Source organism: Kitasatospora acidiphila (genome assembly GCF_006636205.1).
In the GTDB taxonomy this organism is placed as follows: Bacteria; Actinomycetota; Actinomycetes; order Streptomycetales; family Streptomycetaceae; genus Kitasatospora; species Kitasatospora acidiphila.
Genome location: NZ_VIGB01000003.1, coordinates 7,921,934 through 7,942,788 on the forward strand (window position 1 = coordinate 7,921,934; position 20,855 = coordinate 7,942,788).

The 20,855-nt window shown below is 72.5% G+C and carries 15 protein-coding genes; 5 read left to right on the forward strand and 10 right to left on the reverse strand.

Annotated elements, in window-relative coordinates; translation table 11 throughout:
• Positions 1–17 precede the first annotated feature (17 nt).
• From asnB to E6W39_RS37405, 5 genes are all read right to left on the reverse strand, one after another.
• Positions 18–1,850, reverse strand: coding sequence for an asparagine synthase (glutamine-hydrolyzing) (gene asnB / locus E6W39_RS37385; protein WP_141637237.1), 1,833 nt, complete (start codon positions 1,848–1,850; stop codon positions 18–20).
• A gap of 30 nt (positions 1,851–1,880) precedes the next feature.
• Complete coding sequence (locus E6W39_RS37390) at positions 1,881–3,251, reverse strand: MFS transporter (RefSeq protein WP_141637238.1); 1,371 nt, start codon at positions 3,249–3,251, stop codon at positions 1,881–1,883.
• A gap of 222 nt (positions 3,252–3,473) precedes the next feature.
• Entirely contained in the window at positions 3,474–5,750 is a 2,277-nt protein-coding gene (locus E6W39_RS37395) for a heavy metal translocating P-type ATPase (protein ID WP_228718575.1), read from the reverse strand.
• Complete coding sequence (locus tag E6W39_RS37400) at positions 5,747–5,968, reverse strand: hypothetical protein (RefSeq protein WP_141637239.1); 222 nt, start codon at positions 5,966–5,968, stop codon at positions 5,747–5,749. The genes E6W39_RS37395 and E6W39_RS37400 overlap by 4 nt, the downstream gene beginning before the upstream one ends.
• A 91-nt stretch (positions 5,969–6,059) precedes the next feature.
• Entirely contained in the window at positions 6,060–6,677 is a 618-nt protein-coding gene (locus E6W39_RS37405) for a sigma-70 family RNA polymerase sigma factor (protein WP_323809134.1), read from the reverse strand.
• 79 nt (positions 6,678–6,756) lie between these two features.
• On the opposite strand from E6W39_RS37405, the gene E6W39_RS37410 reads away from it, so the two are divergent.
• Complete coding sequence (locus tag E6W39_RS37410; protein WP_141637240.1) at positions 6,757–7,035, forward strand: zf-HC2 domain-containing protein; 279 nt, start codon at positions 6,757–6,759, stop codon at positions 7,033–7,035.
• Between the two features lie 320 nt (positions 7,036–7,355).
• Here E6W39_RS37410 and E6W39_RS37415 read toward each other — a convergent pair whose 3' ends face one another.
• Positions 7,356–8,165: a PE-PGRS family protein gene (locus tag E6W39_RS37415; RefSeq protein ID WP_141637241.1), complete on the reverse strand. Its 810-nt coding sequence runs from the start codon at positions 8,163–8,165 to the stop codon at positions 7,356–7,358.
• A gap of 70 nt (positions 8,166–8,235) precedes the next feature.
• On the reverse strand, positions 8,236–8,799 hold the full coding sequence (locus tag E6W39_RS37420) for a dihydrofolate reductase family protein (protein WP_141637242.1): 564 nt from the start codon (positions 8,797–8,799) through the stop codon (positions 8,236–8,238).
• Between the two features lie 383 nt (positions 8,800–9,182).
• Here E6W39_RS37420 and E6W39_RS37425 point away from each other — a divergent pair, with 383 nt between their 5' ends.
• The 4 genes from E6W39_RS37425 to E6W39_RS37440 all read left to right on the forward strand — a co-directional run bounded on the left by E6W39_RS37425 (position 9,183) and on the right by E6W39_RS37440 (position 14,703).
• Positions 9,183–9,821, forward strand: a complete 639-nt coding sequence (locus E6W39_RS37425; RefSeq protein WP_141637243.1) for a hypothetical protein — start codon at positions 9,183–9,185, stop codon at positions 9,819–9,821.
• Positions 9,822–9,965: 144 nt separating this feature from the next.
• The gene (locus E6W39_RS37430; RefSeq protein WP_141637244.1) at positions 9,966–11,174 is read left to right on the forward strand and encodes a YncE family protein; all 1,209 of its coding nucleotides are present in this window, start codon (positions 9,966–9,968) and stop codon (positions 11,172–11,174) included.
• 50 nt (positions 11,175–11,224) lie between these two features.
• Entirely contained in the window at positions 11,225–12,361 is a 1,137-nt protein-coding gene (locus E6W39_RS37435) for a PucR family transcriptional regulator (protein WP_141637245.1), read from the forward strand.
• 119 nt (positions 12,362–12,480) lie between these two features.
• A complete protein-coding gene (locus E6W39_RS37440; protein WP_141637246.1) occupies positions 12,481–14,703 on the forward strand; it encodes a HEAT repeat domain-containing protein in 2,223 nt (740 codons plus the stop codon).
• Between the two features lie 75 nt (positions 14,704–14,778).
• On the opposite strand, the gene E6W39_RS37445 is transcribed toward E6W39_RS37440, so the two are convergent.
• The 3 genes from E6W39_RS37445 to E6W39_RS37455 form a co-directional block, all read right to left on the reverse strand.
• The gene (locus E6W39_RS37445) at positions 14,779–15,747 is read right to left on the reverse strand and encodes a hypothetical protein (protein WP_141637247.1); all 969 of its coding nucleotides are present in this window, start codon (positions 15,745–15,747) and stop codon (positions 14,779–14,781) included.
• A gap of 234 nt (positions 15,748–15,981) precedes the next feature.
• Positions 15,982–16,974, reverse strand: a complete 993-nt coding sequence (locus tag E6W39_RS37450; protein WP_141637248.1) for a tetratricopeptide repeat protein — start codon at positions 16,972–16,974, stop codon at positions 15,982–15,984.
• Positions 16,975–16,991: 17 nt separating this feature from the next.
• Complete coding sequence (locus tag E6W39_RS37455) at positions 16,992–20,825, reverse strand: eCIS core domain-containing protein (protein WP_141637249.1); 3,834 nt, start codon at positions 20,823–20,825, stop codon at positions 16,992–16,994.
• Between the last annotated feature and the right edge of the window lie 30 nt (positions 20,826–20,855).

The window sequence follows — 20,855 nt, forward strand, 5'->3', positions numbered from 1 at the left end:
CTTTCCTTCAGGGGAGTTCAGAGAGTGATGGCGGGGCGGTGGTGGTCGAGCCACAGGGCGAGGTCCACCACCCGTTCCAGGCGCAGCCGTTGTCCCCACGGCAGCTGGTCGGGCGGGGTGTCGAGGCTGGTCTTGATGACGCGCTCGTCGGCGATGCCCCGGACCTGCGGCACGTCGAGGGCCTCGCGGGCCAGCCGCTGCAGGCCGCGGTTGTAGTCGGGGTGGTGGGTGGCCGGGTAGTGGTTCTTGGGCCGCCACAGCACCGACTCGGGAGCGATGCCCTGGGCGGTGGCGCGCAGCAGGCTCTTCTCCCGGCCGTCGTAACTCTTCATCGCCCAGGGGGTGTTGAAGACGTACTCGACGAGGCGGTGGTCGCAGTAGGGCACCCGGACCTCCAGCCCCCGGGCCATCGAGAGCCGGTCCTTGCGGTGCAGCAGCTGGCGCAGCCAGCGGGTCAGCGAGAGGTGCTGCAGCTCGCGCCGGCGGTGCTCGGCCGGGTCCTCACCGTCCAGGTGGGGGACGGCGGCGAGCGCGTCGCGGTAGGTGTCGGCGCGGAATTCGCCGATGCGCAGGGTGGCGGCGAGGTCGGGGTGCAGCGGCATGGCGGCCGCGTCGCCGGTGACCAGCAGCCAGGGGAACGTCCGGGCGGCGAGCGCCTTGGGATCGTGGAACCAGGGGTAGCCGCCGAAGACCTCGTCCGCGGCCTCGCCGGACAGGGCGACGGTGGAGTGGGCGCGGATCTCGCCGAAGAGCAGGTAGAGCGAGGTGTCCATGTCGCCGACACCGATCGGTGAGTCCCGGGCGACGACCACCGCCCTGCGGTGCTCCAGGTCGAGCAGGGCGTGCGGGTCGAGGACGACGGTGGAGTGGTCGGTGCCGATGAACGCGCCCGCCTCGGTGGCGAACGGGGTGTCGTGCCCGGTGCGCAGCACGTCGCCGGTGAACTGCTCGGCCTGGTCGCTGTAGTCGACGGCGTAGGAGCGCAGCCGGGCCTGCGGGCCCTCGGTGCGCCGCAGCTCGTCCGCCGCCAGGGCGGTGATGACGGTGGAGTCGAGGCCGCCGGAGAGCAGGCTGCACAGCGGGACGTCCGCCGCCAACTGGGCGCGGGCGGCGCGGTCGACCAGGGAGTGGACCCGTTCGACGGTGGTGGCCTGGTCGTCGGTGTGCGGGCGTGCCTCCAGCTGCCAGTATCGGCGTTCGGTGAGGCCGGAGCGGTCGAGGGCGAGCAGGCCGCCCGGCGGGATCTCGTGGACGCCCGCCCAGATGGTGGGGCCGGTGTTGAACAGCAGGCTGTACGCCTCGCGCAGGCCGGCCGCGTCCACCCGCGGGCTCACCTCGGGGTGGGCGAACAGGGCCTTGGGTTCGGAGCCGAAGACGAGGCCGCCGTCGATCCGTGCCCAGTGGAGCGGTTTGACGCCGAGCCGGTCGCGAACCAGCAGCAGGCGCTCGCGCCGCTCGTCCCAGATCGCGAAGGCGTACATGCCCTCCAGGCGGTCCACCAGGGCGTCGCCCCACTGCCGGTAGCCGCGCAGGACCACCTCGGTGTCGCTGCGGGTGCGGAACTCATGGCCGAGGCGGCGCAGTTCGGCGCGCAGCTGGTGGTGGTTGTAGACCTCGCCGCTGTAACTCAGGACGACCTGCGGGTGCTCTGCGCGGTCGGCCATCGGCTGGGCGCCGCCGACCAGGTCGAGGACGGACAGGCGGCGGTGGCCGAGGGCCGCGTGAGCGCCGAGCCAGATGCCGCCGGCGTCGGGGCCGCGGCGGGCCAGGGTGGCGGTCATCGCCTCGATGACCGGTGCTTGGCGGCGGGCGTCGTGGTGGAACGAGGCCCAGCCGGTGATTCCGCACATGGGAGTTGGCTTCCTTCGGGTGGCGTGTGGTCAGTTGGCCCGGGCGGGGGCGGCGGTCCGGCGGCCGTGGCGGGCGAGCAGCAGCGCGGCCAGGCAGGCGGCGGCTGCGGCGAGTCCGAGCCCGGCCCGTGCGCCGCCGGTGTCGGACCCGCCCAGGCCCCAGGCGGCGGTGGCGAGCGCGGGCCCGAGTGCGAAGCCGAGGCTGCGGGCGAGCTGGACGGCTGATCCGGCGGTGGCGATCCGCTCCGGTGGGACGGCGGACATCACCAGCGACTGGACCGGCCCGCCGTACAGGCCCATGCCGACCCCGGCCAGCGCGAGCCGCCACGCGATGTCGGGCAGCGACCAGTCGGCGTCCAACGGGACGAGCAGCAGGAGGCCGAGGGCGGTCAGCCCGGCCCCGACGGCGGCGAGCGGGCGGGAACCGAACCGGTCCGCGAGCCGCCCGCCGAGCGGCCCGGCCAGGCCCATGCCGAGCGGGAAGCAGAGCGTGGTCAGCCCGGTGGCGGTGGCGCTCACCGCATCGTCCAACTGGAGGTGCAGGGAGAGCGCATAGCGCATCGCGGCGAAGCCCGCGGCCAGCGCGAGGACGGCGCCGTGGACCCCGTGCGTCCCGGACTCGCGCAGCACCGAAGCGACGGGCCGCCCACCGGGTCTTCTCAGCCACAGCGCGGTCAGCGGCACGGCGGCCACGGCGAGCAGGAGCCAGCCGGGAGAGCCGGGGGAGAGGGTCAGGGCCAGCAGGACGGCGGCGACGGCGCCGCCGACCAGGGCGGCGTCGCCCAGCGAGGCCCGGTCGGGCCGGCGCAGTCGGCCGCCGCGCGGTGCGCTGCGGTGGGCGACCAGCAGGGCGGCCAGGCAGACCGGGAGTTTGACGAGGAAGATGGCCCGCCAGCCGAGGTGGTCCAGGAGCAGCCCGCCCAGCGCGGGGCCGGTGACCGCGCCCAGCGGCCCGAGGGTGGCGGGCACGCTCATCGCCCGTCCGCGTAGCTGCGGCCGTACCGACCGGGCGGCCAGCACCGGCATCAGCACGAACAGCACGGCACCGAACGCGCCTTGGGCGAGCCGCGCGGCGATCAGCCAGGAGGCCCATGGGGAGACGGCCGCTGCCGCGCTGCACAGGGCGAAGCCGCTGACCGCCAGCAGCAGGGCTGACCGGGCGCCGACCTGGTCGAGCCACCGCCCGGCGGGCAACAGCAGCGCCACCACCGGGAGTTGGTAGCCGAGCACGGCCCACTGCGCGGTCTCGGCGGAGATGCCGAAGCTGCTGGAGAGGTCGGGGAGTGCGAGGTTGACGATGTTCATGTCGAGCATCGCCACGAAGGACAGCATCCCGGCGACCGCGACCAGGCTCCAACGATCCTTGGCGAGAGGCTGGTTGAGCTCCGTAGTGGAACTCATGACGACACCTCCCGCGCTGGACGTCTGCGGCGCGGGGAGTCCTGGTCCGATTGCGGCATGGTCCGCCCCTCTGTCGTGACGGACACCATCGGGCGACGGTGTCCGTCACAGCAGTCGGCCGCGGGCCGCCGGAAGTTCCGAACGGATGACTGATTTTCCGCACGGATCTTCCGCATGGACCTTCTGCACGGATCTTCCGCACCGAGTTCGAACGGGCCGGGTTCAGCCGCCTAGCCGGGACCGGCCCTGCCCGCGCCGGACCGGCTGCCAGGTGCGCAGCCGCAGACTGTTGGCCACCACCAGCACCGAGCTCGCCGACATGGCGAGCGCGGCGAGCATCGGGTTGAGCAGCCCGGCCGCCGCCAGCGGGATCAGCACGGCGTTGTAGCCGAACGCCCACACCAGGTTGGCGCGGATGGTGGCCAGGGTGCGCCGGGCCAGCCGGACCGCGATCACCAGCGACTCGATGTCGCCGCGCACCAGGGTCAGCCCGGCCGCGCCGATCGCGGCGTCCGTCCCCGAGCCCAGCGCGATGCCGAGGTCGGCCGACGCGAGCGCGACCGCGTCGTTCACCCCGTCCCCCACCACCGCCACGCTCCGCCCGGCCGCGCGCAGTTGCGCGACCAGTTCGGCCTTGCGCTCGGGCGAGGCGCCCGCGTGGACCTCGCTGATGCCCAGCTCCTCGGCCACCGCCCGGGCCGCGCCCAGCTGGTCGCCGGTGGCCAGCACGGTCTCCAGCCCCATCCCGCGCAGCCGGTGCACCGCGCGGTAGCTGCCGGGCCGCAGGGTGTCCCCGACCACCAGGACCCCAGCCGCCCGCCCGTCCAGCTCGGCCACCACCGCCGTCCGCCCGGCCGCCTCGGCACGGGCCAGCGCCGCACGCAGCTCCGGTGGCAGGTCGATGCCGTCGGGCCGCACCACCCGGACCCGCACACCCTCGACCGTCCCCTCGACCCCGAACCCCGGCACGGCCCGGAACCCGGTCACCGCAGGCAACGACGCACCTGCGGCCGCGGTCAGCGCCCGCCCGATCGGATGCTCGGAGCGCTGCTCGACGGCGCCGGCCAGGCGCAGCACCTCGCCGATCTCGAACCCGCCTGCCGCCGTACTCGCCACCAGCGTCATCCGACCGGCCGTCAGGGTGCCCGTCTTGTCCAGCACCACGGTGTCGATCCGGCGCAGGCTCTCCAGCACCTCCGGCCCGCGCACCAGCACGCCGAGCTCCGCACCCCGCCCGGTGGCGGCGAGCAGCGCGGTCGGCGTCGCCAGGCCGAGCGCACAGGGGCAGGCCACCACCAGCACCGCGACCGCGGCCGTCAGCGCCTGCGCCGAGCCGGCCCCGCGCCCCAGCCAGAACCCGAGCACGCAGACCGCCAGGCCCAGCACGACGGGCACGAACACCCCGGCCACCGTGTCGGCCAGCCGCTGCGCCCGGGCCTTGCCGGCCTGGGCCTCGGTCACCAGGGCGGTGATCCGGGCGAGTTGGGTGTCGGCACCGACCTCGGTGGCGCGCACCAGCAGGGTGCCGCCGACGTTGAGCGTCCCGCCCGTGACCCGCTCGCCCGGGCCGACCTCCACCGGCACGCTCTCGCCGGTCAGCAGGCTCACGTCGAGCGCGGAGCCGCCATCGACGACCACGCCGTCGGTGGCGACCTTCTCGCCCGGCCGGACCACGAACTCCTGGCCCGGCAGCAGCTGTTCGATCGGGACCAGCCGCTCGACACCGTCCTCGCGCAGGCAGACCTCCTTCGCCCCGAGTTCGGCCAGCGCCCGCAACGCCGAGCCGGTGCGCACCCGCACCCTGCTCTCCAGGAACCTGCCGCACAACACGAACAGCGGCACTCCGACCGCCGCCTCCAGGTAGATGTGCGCGCCGCCCCCGGTGTCGGCGGTCAGCGAGAACGGCATCCGCATGCCGGGGGCACCTGCGCCGCCGAACAGCAGCGCGTAGGCGGACCAGCCGAAGGACGCGAGGACGCCGAGACTGACCAGGGTGTCCATGGTCGCCGTGGCGTGCCGCAGGCTGCGCCAGGCACGCTGGTGGAAGGTGGCCGAGCCGAGCGTCACCACGTAGCCCGCCAGGGCGAAGCACCCCCACTGCCAGCCGCGGAACTGCAACACGGGCACCATCGACACCGCGATCACCGGCACGGCGAACAGCGCGAGCAGGAGCAGCAGCAGAGGGTCCACGTCGTTGTCCGCCTCGCCGGTGGCTGCGGGCGCCGACGCCCGATCGGCGACCGGCTCGGCGGTGAAGCCCGCGCCCTCCACCGCCGCCACCAGCTCGGACACGGGGACGTCGGCCGGGTGCAGCACCCGGGCCCGACCGGTGGCCAGGTTGACCCCGGCCCGTACCCCGCCCAGCCGAGCCAGCTTCTTCTCCACCCGCGCGACACACGCCGCGCAGGTCATGCCGCCCACGGCCAGATCGGTCGTCAGGAGGCGGTCCGTGTCGTCCGGGTCGTCCATGCCGAGGGGCCCTGCGTCGGGAAGGCTCATCGCGCGACCCCCTCGCCGGCGGGCAGCCGCAGCCCGTCCATGTGCATGCCGGGAACGTCAGTGGTCGCCGGACCCCGGCCGGGGCCGGAGCCGGACGGACCCACCAGCCGCCCGGCCGCATACGAGGCGCCGAACAGCAGGACGAGCAGCAGGACGAAGCCGAGCAGGACCCGGCCGGGGCGCGCCGCGGCACGTCCACCGGGCACGGTTGTGGTCATCGAAGTCAATGCGATCTCCAGGTCACGGCCGCCGGCGCCGCTTGAGGAGGCACCGGCGGACTGCTTGCAGAACAGTGGGGAAGACAGCCCGTCAGGCCGCCAGGGTCGGCCGGTTCCCCGGCCGGCCGGGGGCCTCGCGGACGGTGTCCCGCCCAGGGCACCAGCCGTCCTCGGACTCCGCCGAGCGCAGCAGCGCGACGAGCTGGTCCCGGGCCCGGGCGACCCGTGAACGCACCGTGCCGACCGGGCACCCGGAGACCGCGGCGGCCTCCGCGTAGCTGAGCCCGACCACCTGGGTCAGGACGAAGGCATCCCGTTGCCGGGTCGGAACGAGCGTCAGCAGGTCGGCCAGCACCACCTGCTCCTCGAACACCACCGCCGAGCACGGCTGGAGCTCCACGGCCTCCTCCCAGTCGGCCAGGGACGAGCAGCGCGGACGGGCCGCCGCACTGCGGTAGCGGTCCACGACCGTGCGCCGGGCTATCGACAGCAGCCAGGTGCGCGCCGAGGAGCGACCGGCGAACGCGGGCAGGCCGCGCAGCGCCCGCAGGAAGGTCTCCTGGGTCAGGTCGTCCGCGGACTCGACGTCCGTGAGGTGCGCGACGAACCGCCACACATCGCGGTGGGTGGCCCGGACGAACCTTTCGACGTCCTCCGGGCGGCCCTGACCGGCGGTCAGCGCCAGGGAGGTCAGCCGTTCGTCATCCACGGCGCACCCCCGGCGTGCGGGCTCCGGCGGCCGCGGGCGGCGCTACCGACCCGGTCGCCCGGTGGGGGAGCATGGGCCCATGACATGTGCCGATTGCCGCGCCGCGATGTCCGCGCACCTCGACGGCGAACTCGCGGCCGGGCACGACGCGGGCCCGGCGTACTCCGCTCACCTGGCGCGGTGCGTCGACTGCGCCGACTGGCTGGCCGGCGCCCGGCGGCTGCGTGAGCTGGTGTCGGCTGCCACCGGGCCGTCCCCGCAGCAGACGCAGCGGCTCGTCGCCGCCGTGCTGGAGGCGGCGAGCCGCCAGGCGCGGGTGGGGAACGACGGTCGTTCTGTGGGTCATGAAGGGTCCTGAGGGCAGGAACGATGACGGCACCGCAGCAGCGGAACCGTCGAGCGGTAGCGGCCCACCGCACCACCGGCGCCCGCGCCTGGACGAGGCCAGCGCGCAGCGCGACGTGGCCCCTGAGCTCAGGGCACGTCGAAGTCGAACAGCGGTGCCGACCTGGGCGGGGCACCGTGTCTCACGGGTGGTGTGGCGGCCAGGCCCGGCGTCTCGCTCAGCCGCGGTGGCCGCGAGCGCGGGGATGACCGGCCCGCGGGCACACCGCGCAGCGCCGTCTCACCGCACCGAGGGGCGCGGCCGACACGAGGGCGTGAGGTGTGGCGGGCGTTTCAGAAAGCCAGGGCGACACGGCGGGGCGGCCCGCGCCGCACCAGGGCGTGGGAGAGCACCGCCAGGCGGGGCAGCCGGGTGTGACGGGACCTCGGTCGGGCCGGGGCCGGCGGTTCCCACCCGCGCGGGGTGAGGGCGAGCAGCGCGAGCACCGGCAGGAACACCGCGGCCAGCGTGCGCAGCACCTCGAACAGGCCGGCGATCGCCGCCTCGCCCCGCCAGAGCAGCAGCGCGCAGGCGAGGGCGGCCAGGAGGTGGGCGGCCAGCATGCCGGCGGACAGGCCGTCCACCAGCGGCGCCGAGCCCATCCCGGCCATGCCGTGCCCGGCGCCCGTACCCGGCATGCCGGTCATACCGTTCATGCCGGTCATGCCGGCCATGTCGCTCATCGGAGCGAGGGCTCCCGAGCCCGTGGCCGACAGTGCATCAGGATCCAGACCGGCCGTCCTGGCCAGCTCGTCCGGGCTGATCCCGGCCGGGTTCACGCCACGGGGCGTGCAGAGCAACAGCTGCGCCCAGCCGGGCGCGGTACGGACCGCCTGGACCGGGCCGGTGCCCACGGACGCGGTGGCCTCGAACAGCACGTGCAGCGCGGCCTGGACGGCCACCATCCACCCGCTGACCATCGCCAGTCCGCGCCGACGCCCGGCCAGCAGCCAGGTACCGCCCGCCGTCCCGGCGAACGCCCCGACCAGCACCGGCACCGGGAGCCCGGCCGCGGACATGCTGACGTGCGCGGTGGCGGCCAACGCCACGCACAGGGCGGCGAAGACCACGACGCGGAGCACGCGAAGCTGGCGGGTCGTCACAGTGCCCACCATCCTCGCACCCGCTTACCCCCGCTGTCCGACCGCCTCCCGGATTGGTGTGGTCCGTCCCCTAGCGCGCCACGCGGTAGCGGAGGTAGACGACTTTCGAACTGAAGGTGCGGGTCTCGACGAGTTCGAGATCCACCCGGCGCTCACGCTGGGGATAGAACGGAATGCCACCGCCGACCAGCACCGGGTAGACCCTGGCCCGGTACTCGTCGATCAGACCCAACGCGGCCGCCTCGGCGGCGAGGTGCGCGCCGCCGATCGCGATGTCGCCCTCCCCGGGCTCGGCTCGCAAGCGCCCGATCTCCTCCGCCAGGCCGCCGGAGGCCAGGCGGGCATTGCCCTGCACCGCCGACAGCGTGGTGGAGAACACCACCTTTGGAAGCGGCTTCCAGATCGCGGCCCACTCGAGCATCGAGTCGTCGAGCGATGGATCCTGGTCGGCGGTCTCCCAGTACAGCATCGTCTCGTACAGCCGTCGTCCGAGCAGGTGGACGCCGACCCCTCGGATCTCGTCGGTGACGAAGCGAAAGACCTCCTCGTCGGGCACCGTCCAGTTGAAGTCGCCGTCCGGCCCGACGATGTAGCCGTCAAGGGAGACGCCCATCGAATAGGTCACGCTGCGCATCAGAAGTCCTCCTCGGCAACGGGTTCCACCGTACGACCGCCGGACGCCGCAGACTCGTCGCGGCTCGCGGCTCGCGGGACGCCCTGGGGCCTGCTGGGGTCACCCGCTTTGACGACAGGACCCAGCCGCCCCGCCGTACAGGGGAACGTGCAGGGGCGTGCGGCTCGCCTGGGCGTCGGCCCTCCTGTCGTCTGATAGGCAATGTTCCGCTTGGTGCACTCCTGCTCCCAGAGATGGCGACCGAATGGCCTCTCTGCGTTCGAAAAAACCCCGCGCCACGACGGCGCCTGAACCGACGGTCGAGGGAAACCATGGGTTGGACACTCACGCGTCGGGCGACAGCGTCAGCGGCTCTCGCCGGAGCGATCGCCATCGTCTCGACGGTGCTGCCGCCGGCCCATGCCGGAACGCGGACCGGGGTTGCGCAGGCGTTCGCGACCATGGCGGGGAACCGGCCCAGTTCGCCGACGCCGCCGCCCCCTTACCTCCCTCGGGACTTTCGCGGGAAGGGTGAGTGGGTCGTCCGGGACCTGGGCATCACGGTCCCGTTCACCTGGGAGGGGAGAAACGGCGACAGCCAGATGATCGCGGGCGGCCCGCAGTACCCGATCTGGTTCACAAACCTGATCTACCACGGCACGCTCTACACGCTGACCTACAAGTGGCCCGGCCTGACCGAACATCCGTGCTCAAAGATCCCGGGCTTCGACCTCGACCAGTTGAACCAGGCATTCCAAGGCGCACGGTTCGTCGGGCGGGAGATCCTCCAGCGGAGCCCGAACCGGCACGTGAACCACTGGAGGGTCGGCGTCGTCGTGCCGAAGCTGCCGCCGGGGAAATTCCTGCGCTTCCCCCTTGCACTGGGCGACATCTATGTCGATCAGGACGATCGGAGTACGTTCTGGCAGGTGCTGCAATTCGGCGTCCAGAACCTCTACGACCCTGAGTTGGACGAGTGGCTGGTGATGGACACCTTCGAGCAGAAGGCCGGTACGGTCACGCTTCCCGAACGCTGTTCCTGACCGTCCCCGCCCCGGGGCGTCCCCGCCCCGGATTGTCCCCGAACGCCAGTGCCGGGCTGCGGCGTTGGCGGTCCCGGACATGGCCCGTGGCCGCCCGCCCCGCCCAGACTTGACGCGACCCGGACCGAACGAGGGGAGCGCACCATGCCCGCACGCTGGATGGGAGCACGTCTGCTGAACGGCTCGGTCGCGCTGGCGACACTGGCCGGAGCCCTGGTGGCGACCGCCACCGCCCACGCCGACACGGCCGGCCTGCGCAGCGTGGTGCTGGTCGGCAACAGCCAGTCCGGCACCGTCTCCTTCCTGGACGCCCAGACCTTCGCCGTGCTCGGCACCTTCGACGTGATCCCGGACCTGCAGCAGCGGCTCGCCGAGATGGACCTGATCCAGCAGGCCGGCTACGCGGCCGTCAAGCAACAGGAGGGCGGCGACCGGTTCGTGGACGACGTCGCGCTGTCCCCTGACGGCCGCACCCTGTACGTGTCGCGCGGCAACCTGGACGACACCGCCGCCTTCGACCTGACGTCCCATCAGGAGCTGTGGCACACCCGGTTGGCCGGCTTCCACGCCGACCACGCCGCGCTGTCGCCGGACGGCACCCGCTGGGTGGTGTCCGCCACCACCGCCAACGAGGCCCAGGTGCTCGACACCGCCACCGGCGCGGTGGTCGGCAGCTTCCCGACCGGCACGTATCCGCACCAGAACGACTTCACGCCGGACGGCAAGTACATCTACAACTCCAGCATCGGCGTGATCATGTTCCCGCAGGCACTGGAGTGGATGAAGGGCAGCTTCCAGCTGACCAAGGTGGACGCCCGGACCCTGAACGTGGTGCAGACCTGGTCGTTCCCGCACGGGATCCGGCCCAACGTGCTGGCCGCCGACGGCACCACGTTCTACGCCCAGCAGTCCTACTTCAACGGCTTCATCAAGTACGACCTGAACAGCTCGAAGATCACCGCCACCGTGCCGATGCCGTTCAGCCCCGCCGGCCACGCCCTGAGCCCCGACGACTACCCGAAGAACTCCGCGCACCACGGCCTGGCGCTCTCCGGCGACCAGAGCCGGCTGTGCGACGTGGGCACCATCGACGACTACACCGCGCTGGTCGACACCGCCAATCTCGCCACGGTGGGCCGGGTCGACTACCCGGTCGGCAGTCTGCCGTACTGGGCGGTGAGCGCCGGGCCGGCCAACCGCTACTGCTTCGTCTCGCTCAGCCAGGCCGACCAGGTCTCGGTGGTGGACTACGCGAGTGGGCAGGAGCTGGCCCGGGTACCGGTGGGAGTGTTCCCGCAGCGCGAGCGGGCCGCTCAGCTGGCCGGGGACGCGCTGACCGCGCTGTCCCGGTAGGGCCGGCGGTAAAGCCAAAAGGGCGACAGGGCGGAGGGGTGACGGGGCGATTGGGCGACGGGACCGGCCGGTCGGCGCTGCGACGGGTGGTCGAGGGGATGCGGGCCGACCCCGAGGTGCTGGCGGAGGTCGTCGCCGCCGCCCGGGGCGCCTCGGACCCGGTGGCCGCGCTGCCCGAGCGCGAGGTCCGGCGCCACATCGCCGCGCTGCTCGGGGTGGTGTCCGCCGCGTTCGTCCACGGCTCCGGACTGTCCCGGGAGCATGCCGAGTCGGCCGCCCGGCTGGCCACCGACCGGGCGGTGCAGGGGGTTTCACTCGACGCACTGCTCGACGGCTTCCTGGCCGGGCGGACCGCCGCACTGCGGATCATCGCCGCCCGGCTGATCGGGACCGACGTACCGCCAACCGTGCTGTTCGAGGCACTGATCGAACTCGACGCCTACGTCGGCGAGTTGCAGAAGCAGCTGGTCACCGCCTACCGGGAGGCGGCGACCGACCTGGCCGGCAGCCGTTCCGCACGGCTGCTGGCCCTTCGCGCCGTGCTGGTGCACGGCGCGGTCGAGCAGTTGGCGGCGGCCGGGCTCGCCGCGGGCGGCGTGTACCACTGCGCGGTCGCAGAGTCGGGCGATCCGGTGCAGGTGCGCCGGGCCGCCGCCGAACTGACCCCGCGCGGCGGCGTGTCGGGGCTGGTGGAGGGTCACCTGTGCGTGGTGGCGCCGCGCGGCTGGCGGGCGGGCGACCTGGCGGCGGACGCGCTGCTGGTGACCGCTCCCGCCGTCCCCGCCGGCCGGCTGCCCGTCGCCTACCGGCTCTGCCGGGCCGCGCTGGACGCCGGGCGGCGGCGCGGACGCACCGGCCGGGCCGGGCTCACCGAGCTGGCCGTCGCCGTCGCCGTGGACGCCGTGCCCGGCATGGGTGAGCTGCTGGGCGTCGAGCTGCTCGCCGCGCTGGACCCGGGGAACGCCACCCACCGCCTGCTCGCCGAGACCGCCGCCGTCCACCTCGACCACGGTGCCCGGCTCGCGTCGACCGCCCGGGCCCTCCACGTGCACCCGAACACCGTCAAGCACCGCCTGCGGCGCTTCGCCGAGGCCACCGGCTGCGATCCCGCCGGCTTCGGGGCCGGCCCCGACCGGTTCGCGGACGCCGTCCGCTGGCGCTGGGCGCTGGAACACTGGCTCGGCTGACGCACCACCACCAAGCGTACCGGCCCCGGTCGGTCCGCAACTGGACCCGGCCGTAAGGGTGTCCGAGTGATCGGTGAGACTTGCCTGGCAACCGGCCATCTCACCACTCGGGGGACCCCATGCCTGACCCGCTCGACGGGCTCGACGACATCGACTGGACCGCCCTGAACCACGCCTACGGCGATGCCGACGACGTCCCCGAACTGCTGCGCGGCCTCAGGTCGCCGGATCCGGCCGAGCGTGAGGGCGCGCTGGACGCGCTCTACGGCGGCGTGCACCACCAAGGCGACCTGTACGACTCGACGCTGGCCTGCCTGCCGTTCCTGTGCGCACTCGCCGCCGACCCGGCCGTCGAGGACCGGGACGCCCTGCTCGGGCTGCTGGACAGCATCGGTGAGAGCGCCGACCAGGCCAGGGAGTGCGCAGGCGATGACATACCCGACCCGCAGGCAGTGGTCGACCAGGCCAAGGACGAGGACGAGTGGTACGAGGAGGTCAGCTGGGCATACGGGCTGCTGGCGCATGCGGCGCTTCGCGACTTGCTGCCGGCGCTGGTGCCACTGCTGGCCGATCCCGATCCGGGCGTACGCGCCGCAGCTGCCGGGCTGCTGGCGCGCCGTCACTCCCGACCCGACGCCGTGCTGGAGCTGCTGATCGAGCAGGCAGGCCGGGAGGACGACGGCGCCGCCCGGCACGCCCACGCCGGCTCGCTCGGCACCCTCGTCGGGCGGCTGCACGACGATCCGCCACAGAGGCTGCGGGCCGTCCGCGCCCTCGCCCGACTCGCCGAGCCGGGCGGGGATCCGGGCACCGAGCTCACCGCACTCGCCGCCCTCGCCCGCCACGCGCCGGACCAGCTGCCCGACGGCACCGCCGAACAGGCCGCGGCTGCCCTGGACCGCTCCCGCGAGCAGCCCCCCGCACCCGCCACCGACCCCCGACCGGACACCGACACCCTGCTGTCGCACCTGCGCAACCTGCGCGCCACGACCTTCGCCGAGGACGCCGACGAGCGGGTGGCCGATGCCCTGGGCGCACTCCATCAGGCCCTCGGCGACCGGGTGACGATCCGTCACCAGCTGGTCCTGCACACGCTGCGCCACGGTGACCCGCAGAGCCCGCTGGAGGCGGTGGACCGGGCGGGCGACCTGCACAGCGGCTGGCGGGTACCGGACTCGGCGGCCGCCGAGACGGCCGAGGCGCTGGGCCGGCTGCTGCGCGATCCCGACGAGGAACTCGCCACCGCCGCCGCCAGGGAACTGCGGCTCGGCCGACTGCCGCTCTCTCCAGAACTGCTGGACACGGCCGCGGCCATCGCCGAGGACGGGCGGTTCCACACCGGCTGGGGCTGGGAGCGCAACCTGGCCGGCCAGTGCATCCAGCTGCTGGCCGCCGCCGGTGACGAACGCGGCGTCAGCACCCTGGCACCGCTGCTGCCCGGGCGCATCGCCCCCGAGGACCTGCCCCACTGGTGCGAGCAACTGCGCCCGCACGTCAATGGCGACCTGTTCGGGATGCTGTACGTCCGGATGCGACAGATCGCCAAGAGCTGCGACAAGAAGGACGAGGACGGAAAGCTCAACCACACCGCGCTGCGTGAACTCGGCCGCCTGCTGGCCGCCATGGCAGCCACCCGGCGACCCGAGGCACCCAAGATCATCGGCCCGATGCTGACCGCCGCGCTCACCCTCACCCAGGACACCACCCGCGAGTTGCACGACGGCCCGGCCACGGCCCTGTCCCTTTCGGACGGTCTCGGCCCCGACGCCGAGGACGCCCTGCCGGTGCTGCGCCAACTGCTCGGCGACCCCGCGCAGAAGACCAGGGTGGCCGCCGCCCGCGCGCTGTGGCACGCCGGGCAGGACCCGGCCGAGTTCCTGCCCGCCCTCGGTGAGGTGATCGCGGATGCCGACAACTGGTACGCCAGGGTCTGCGCCCTCGAACTGGCCGCCGTGATGGGCCCGGCAGCGGCCCCGCTCGCCGAGCAGATCCGCGAGGACCTCGCTGCCGAACGGGACGGCACGGACCACGACCCGACCCTCGCCCGACTGCTCATCGCAGCCCGGGCGATCGCACCGGACGCCGAGCCCCACGACGAGCTGATGCGCGCCCTCTGGACTCGCCGCCGCGACATCCGACCGCTCATCGCCGCAGCCCTGGTGCGCGAGCGGGCCACCCGCGGCCTCCCGGACGGGTTCCCCGAGCTGCTCCGCGCGGAACTCGCGGACCCCCGTCGAGTCGACAACAACAGCAAGTACTACGGCCGGATGCGGTACAACACCGCCACCGACGACGCCTTCCGAGCCGACTGCCGGGCCTTGCTCGCCGAGCAGCCGGCCTGACACCAGGAGCAGACCCGGCTCGAACCCGACAGGTGACCGGCTCCGCAGGAGCTCGCGAGCGCAGGGTGCCGCGGCCTACTGCCGTCGGTCGCCCTTGGGCGTGGCCCGCCCGAGGGGTTCGCGGCGGGCCCCGGGCGCCGGCCGCTCCAGGCCGCGGGTGCTCGCCGCCGCCGCATAGCCGAGCAGCCCGAGGCCCAGCGCCGTGGGCAGGCCCCACAGCAGGCCGGCCCGCTCCAGCGAGGCCGAGTCCGCCAGCACCGGCCGCAGCGGCGAGTCACCGCCCGGCATGTAGTACGCGCTGACCAGGGCGCCGGCGGGTGCCGGGCAGGAGCCGGTGGTGCGCAGCGGCTCGGTGTCGCCGCCCGGCAGGTCCAGGTAGCACTGGCGGTAGTGGGTGCCGTGGCTGCCGATCTCGCCGTCCTCGTAGGCGATGCGCACGGTCCCGTGGGTGCCGAGCGCCATCACCGCCACCGTCCCCGTGGACGCGGTCGCGTAACACAGCACCAGGGCGCCCAGGATGTAGGCCACCTTCACCGCGCGCGGCGCGGTGCGCCGGCCGTAGACCAGCCGGCGCACCGGCAGGAGCCAGCCGATGATCAGCCCGACTCCGCCGAGCACCATGCCGATGCCCAGGTCCACGAAGCCCAGCAGCGCCTGGACGACGACCAGCAGCAGTACCAGCGCCCAGCCCAGCACCGCCCGCCGCGGGGTGCGCGGGCGCAGCGGTTTGCGCTCCCGCTCCTCCAGCGGCTTGCTGTCGCCGAGCGCCGAGCGGGTCAACCCGTTGTCCGGGTCCAGGCGGTCGAGGCCACGTTGCGCCAACTGGGCGCGCAGCACCGAGCCGGGCCGATGGCTCGCGATCCGCCATGCCTCGCCCACCCGCGCCACGTCCGCGATGCCGGGCCGTTCGCCCGGGTAGGAGCCGGTGAAGCACAGCAGCACACTGCGGATCTGGGAGACGCCGTACTTGCTGCGGCTCAGCTGGTAGAGCCGATCGAGGTCGAACCCGACCTCGGCCAACTCCCTGCGCTGCTTCTCCGTCAACCGCGGAAGCCCAGGTGAGTGCCAGTCCTGTGGAGCGTTCATGGTGTCCCCCGTTCGCCTGTCCGGCGGACCCTACCGCACGGCGCTCACACGGCCGCGCATGAGACAGGCGCAGGTGGATCCGCCTCGGTCACGGGCGGAACCGCCTGGTCGGGGGGTGGTATGTCGGCTGGGCGTGCCGGCGGATCAGGCGGACCTACCACCTGATCGCACACTACGGCTGGGCGCGCTGGACTATGACGCCTCGTCCACCAGCGCCTGCCGCGCGCGGTCCGCCTGCTCGCCGTCGCCGTCCGCGATCGCCTGCAGCAACTCGTCGGCCTCCGCGAGCCGTCCGAGCTCGCGCAGCGCGAACGCCCGGTGCAGCCGGGCCCGGTCGTCATCCGGCCCCGCCTCCAGCGCCCGGTCGAGCTGGGTGAGCGCCGCCGCGGCCCGGCCGGCGGACAGGTGCAGCACCGCCAGGTCGACCCGCGACGTCGCGTCGTCGGGCGCCAGCCGCACCAACTCGCCGAACTCGACGACGGCCTCATCCGTGCGGCCCAGGGACAGCAGCGCGAGCGCCAGGTGCCGACGCGGACCGGGGTCGTCCGGATCCAGCCGCTTCGCGTTGGCCAGCGCCTCACCGGCCGACGCCACATCGCCGCGCAGCAGCAGCACCGCGCCGAGCTGTGCCCACGCCGCGCCGAACTGCGGGTCCAGCGTCAGCGCCTGGTGCAGCAGGCCGGCGGCCTCGCCCAGCCGGCCGGTCGCGGCGACCGCGGTGGCGAGGGCGGTGCGCAGCCGGGGGCCGTCCTCGATCGCCAGGGCGTGCCGCCACGCCGCCTCCGCCTCGGCGATCCGGCCTTGCAGCATCAGGAGTTGGCCGAGGTTGTCGTAGGCGGTGGGGTCGCCCGGGGCGAGCTCGGTGGCCCGGGACAGTTCGGCGATGCCGCCCTCCAGGTCGCCGAGCGCGGCGCGGACGTTGCCGAGGTTCAGCCGCGCCGTGGCCCCGTCCTCGATTGCGAGCGAGCGCTCGTAGAGCTCCACGGCCTCGTCGAAGCGGCCGGACTGAGCCGCGGCGAAGCCGAGGTTGTTCAACGCGGTGGCATTGTCCGGGCTGGCGGCCAGCACGGCGCGGTAGCCCGCTTCGGCGCCTTCGAGGTCACCCCGGAGATGGTGCAGCACGGCGAGGTCGAGGTCGGGCGGGGTCGAGGGCGTGGCTGACGGTGTGTCGGTCGGCGCGGTCATGAGGAGGTCCCTCCCGGTCAGACGATCTTGTGGACCAGGTCAGTGAGGATGCTGGTGGGGTCGATGTTCGGGAGCTGGAACTTGACGTCGGAGGGGGAGAAGCTGAAGGGCTTGCCCTCCTCGTAGTGGATGGGTGCGGTGACGCCGATCTGGAGGCCGGAGCCGTACTGGACCGAGGCCAACTGCCAGTGCTTCTCGTAGAGGTTGACCGTGTCGAACCAGAGGTCTGCGGTCACCTTGACGTAGCCGTTGATGCCGAAGGTGAAGGTGGGTGAGGCGGTCAGGGATGCTTGGGCGTCGATGACCAGGCCCTTCTTGGGGGTCCAGTTGACGGTGACGCCGGCCTGGACCAGGGTCTGGAGGCCGAGTTGTCCGGTGATCTGCAGGCCGGCTTCCGCGCTGACGACCGGGATGCCGGCGCCGATTCCGCCGTTGACGTACAGGCGCAGGCCGGCGTGGGCGGGGATGTCGAGTTGGGCGGTGCCGGTGATCTGGGTCTGGTCCTCGTGCTCGGGGTTGTACTGCACCTTGAGGCCCAGTTTGTTGAGTTGGCCCGGTCCGACGCCGGCGGAGGCGTCCAGGCCGCCCGAGACGTCGGCGAAGATGCCGATGCTCTGGCCCAGGACCGAGACGCCGACGATCGGGATCTTGATGCCGACGTTGAGGATGTTCTTCTGGACCTCGATGGCCTTGAACAGGTCGATGGAGTCGGGCAGTTTGATCTCGCCCATGAGTTGGACGCTGCCGTCCTTTTGGATCTGCACCCCGGCGGTGCCCTGTAGCCAGGGTGTGATCTTGGCGGTCAACGTGCCGCTGCCGTAGGGGTGGAGTGGTCCGCTGGCCTGCGGCGCTCCGCCTGCCTTGGGTGCGCCGGGCTTGGGTGGGCCGGCGTCGGGGCGGCCGTCGGTGCCGAGGGGTTGGTTGGTGAGGCCGACGGTGAGTGATCCGGCCAGCATGCCCCGGGCGTAGGCGACGGTGCCTTCGATGGTGTAGATGCCGTCGTGGTAGGAGGCGTTGAGGGTGGTGTTGATGCCGGGGATCTTGGGTTTGACGGTGCCGGAGGCGGCGACGGACCAGTGGTTGGGGGGTTGCTTGGTGACGGTGGCGCTGACGCTGCCGCTTTCGATGAAGGCGCTGGGCGCGAAGGCGAGGGTGCCGCCGATGGTGAGGCCGGTCTTGTCGGCGTAGGTGATGGCGAGGGAGCCGTTCTGCAGGCCGGGGATGGACAGGTCGGCGCTGCCGTCGATGGCGAACTTGCTGTCGGCATAACTGACGTTGACGTGCGCGCCCTTGACGCCGGGGACCTTGCCGGCGGGGATGCCGAGGTTGCCGTTGATGCCCCAGGAGTAGTCGGAGGAGCCGGACTTGCGGTAGGTGAAGCCGAGGGAGGCGGGCTGGAACAGGGTTTTGTCGAAGTCGAGTTGGCCGTCGAGGGTGAAGGCGCGGTTGGTGTCGACGGAGGCTGAGATGCTGCCGGTGGCGACGGTTCCAAGAGCCAGGTCCAGTGTGCCCTGGACGCCGAACCCGTCGGTCCCGGCATGGACGGTGATGCCGCCGCTGGTGAGCTTTATCGGTGCGGGGACCGGTAGGTTGCGCACGCCGAAGGACTTCTCAAACGTGATGTCACCGTCCTGGAACGTGACATCGATGGGGGTGCCGCGCAGCAGCGGCACCGACGGCTTCAGCACGCCCAGCGCGGAGAATCCGACGAAGGGGATGAGCGAGGCTTGGGTGATGTCGATCTGGCTCAGGGCTTTGTAGTGGAAGAATCCGACCTTGGGTGCCAGATTCTGCTCGTTCAGTCGAGCGTACGGTCCGCCGCCGGGCTGCTGCTTGAACCCGGTGAGCTTCGTGCTGATGTTCTTGGTTTCATCCACATCCTTGTGGGTGACTGTGCCGTACAAGCGGTTGGCGTCGGCATCAGGGTTCTTCTCGTCGTATCTCACCCTGGTGACTGTGAAGTGGGGGTAGATGTGATCGAAAACGTTTTTGAGCTCGTCCTTTGGCTTCGATATCGTCCCGGCAGGCCACTCCACGCGCACGAACGTCCCACCCGACTTCCCGCCGAGGACGATCGTCAAGAACCTCTCGTTGCTGCGGATCAGCTTGAGCTTCTCCGCCTCGGCCTCGCTGACAATGGTGAGCTTGTCAGCCGGCTTGCCTTCGGCGACTTCCTGCCGTGACCAGTGGGCATCCGGGGAGCCGAGCGGCTCCTCAAGCCCCTCGACCAGATTGCGAATCTTGATCCGCCATCCGGCGTTGACAGCCGCCGTCCGGTTCGCGGGAGGGGGCGGTCCCGGCTTGCGCTGCGTCGCATGCGCTTTTCTTGCGGCGGCGAGCAGATCGTTGACACTCGTAGTGATCGCCGAGCGGAGCTTGCCACCCCCGCTCTGGTTGGCAACCGCCTCCCAGAGCCAGTAGTTCTCGAATTTGTCCGTGGCTTGTTTGCCGGCTACCTGTACCTCCACGACGTGGTCGATGTTCATCGGGTTGAATTTTCCGGTCTGGTCCCAATACGGCTGGAGGGCTGTAGTGATCAGGTCTTCCTTCGTGCCGATGATCACTCCCTGCAGCGTCTCCGCGGTGGCCGAGTCGGTGGTCGGCCCGCCGGGGCCGAAGCGCAGCAGATACAGCGGGTCCGCGGGGTCGGTGGCGTCCGGAGGAATCCTCGCGGGATTCTTCTTGATCAGATCCCCGATCTTTTTCGTGGTTGCCGCTGCATCATTCTTGATCCTGTTCGGCCAGATCGAGTCCTGCGAGGTGCTCCCTCGCTTCGGAGGGACGATCCGCGGGCTGCCCTTGAACAGCGACTCGGCGTCGACACCGGTCTTGTCCTTGTTCAGCTTCAGCTTCGAGTAGAGGACCTTGGCTACCTCGATCGTTTTCTTCTCGTCCCCGTCATTGTCGTTGGACGGGGCATAGTCGACCCTCCCCAGCGCCCCTTCCCCGTCGCTGAAGTCGTCGTACGGCGCCGGCGTCGTGTCCTGGGCGGTCCCCGAACTGTCGGCCTGCCGGTGCACCACCCCGCCCTGGTGGTGCAGCACGTGCGTCACCTCATGGGCCATCAGCGACAGGTCGGTCGGCGACGCGTCGCTGGCCAGGAAGATGTGGTTGCCCCGCGTCACCGCCCTTGCGTGGAGGGCGCGGACAGCCTGGTCGGCGGCGGCGTCATGGTGGACGACGACGTGGCTGAGGTCGGTCTTGAGCCTGGCCTCCAGGATGCCGCGGGTGGGCTGGGGGAGCGGCTGGCCGGGGCCAGGGTGGTCGAGGATGGCGGCGGGGTTGGGGCCGGCGGGGCCCGGGTGCTGGGTGGCCGCTACCTGGGTCGCGGGGTGCTGCGTCGCTGCTCCGTGCTGCGGGGTGTCTGGGTGCGGTTGAGCCGGGGCGGTGTGCGGGGCGATGGCGCGGTGGGTGAGCTCGGGGTCGCCGGCGATCTTGGGCGGGTCGCCCGGGGCGCCGCCGGAGGGGGCGGTCTTCGCGGCGGTGCCGTGGGAGTGGGTCGGATCGGCGCCGCTGGTGACGTGTTTGGCGACCGCCTCGGCTTCCTTCTCGTGGGCGTCGTCGGGGTGACTGACCTTCACACCGGCAGGGGTGTGCGGGTCCTTGTCGGGTTCGCGAGCCGCTCGCATCAGACGGTTGGCCTGCTGGTTGCCGACGGCCTGCTGCAGGGCGGCGGTTTGGCCCGCCGGGGTGGCCTGGTGCGGGGTCTGCTCGCCGCTCGCCGGCGGGGTCTGCTCGGCGGCCTTGGCCGGGCCCGCCTGCTGGTCCTTGGGTGCGGGCTGGGTGGTCGGCATCGGCGGCTTGTCGGTCTTCTTCACGCGCGGCTGGTCCGGCGCCTTCTCGTCACCCATGGTCCCCTCCGTTGCCGAGCCCGTTGCCGA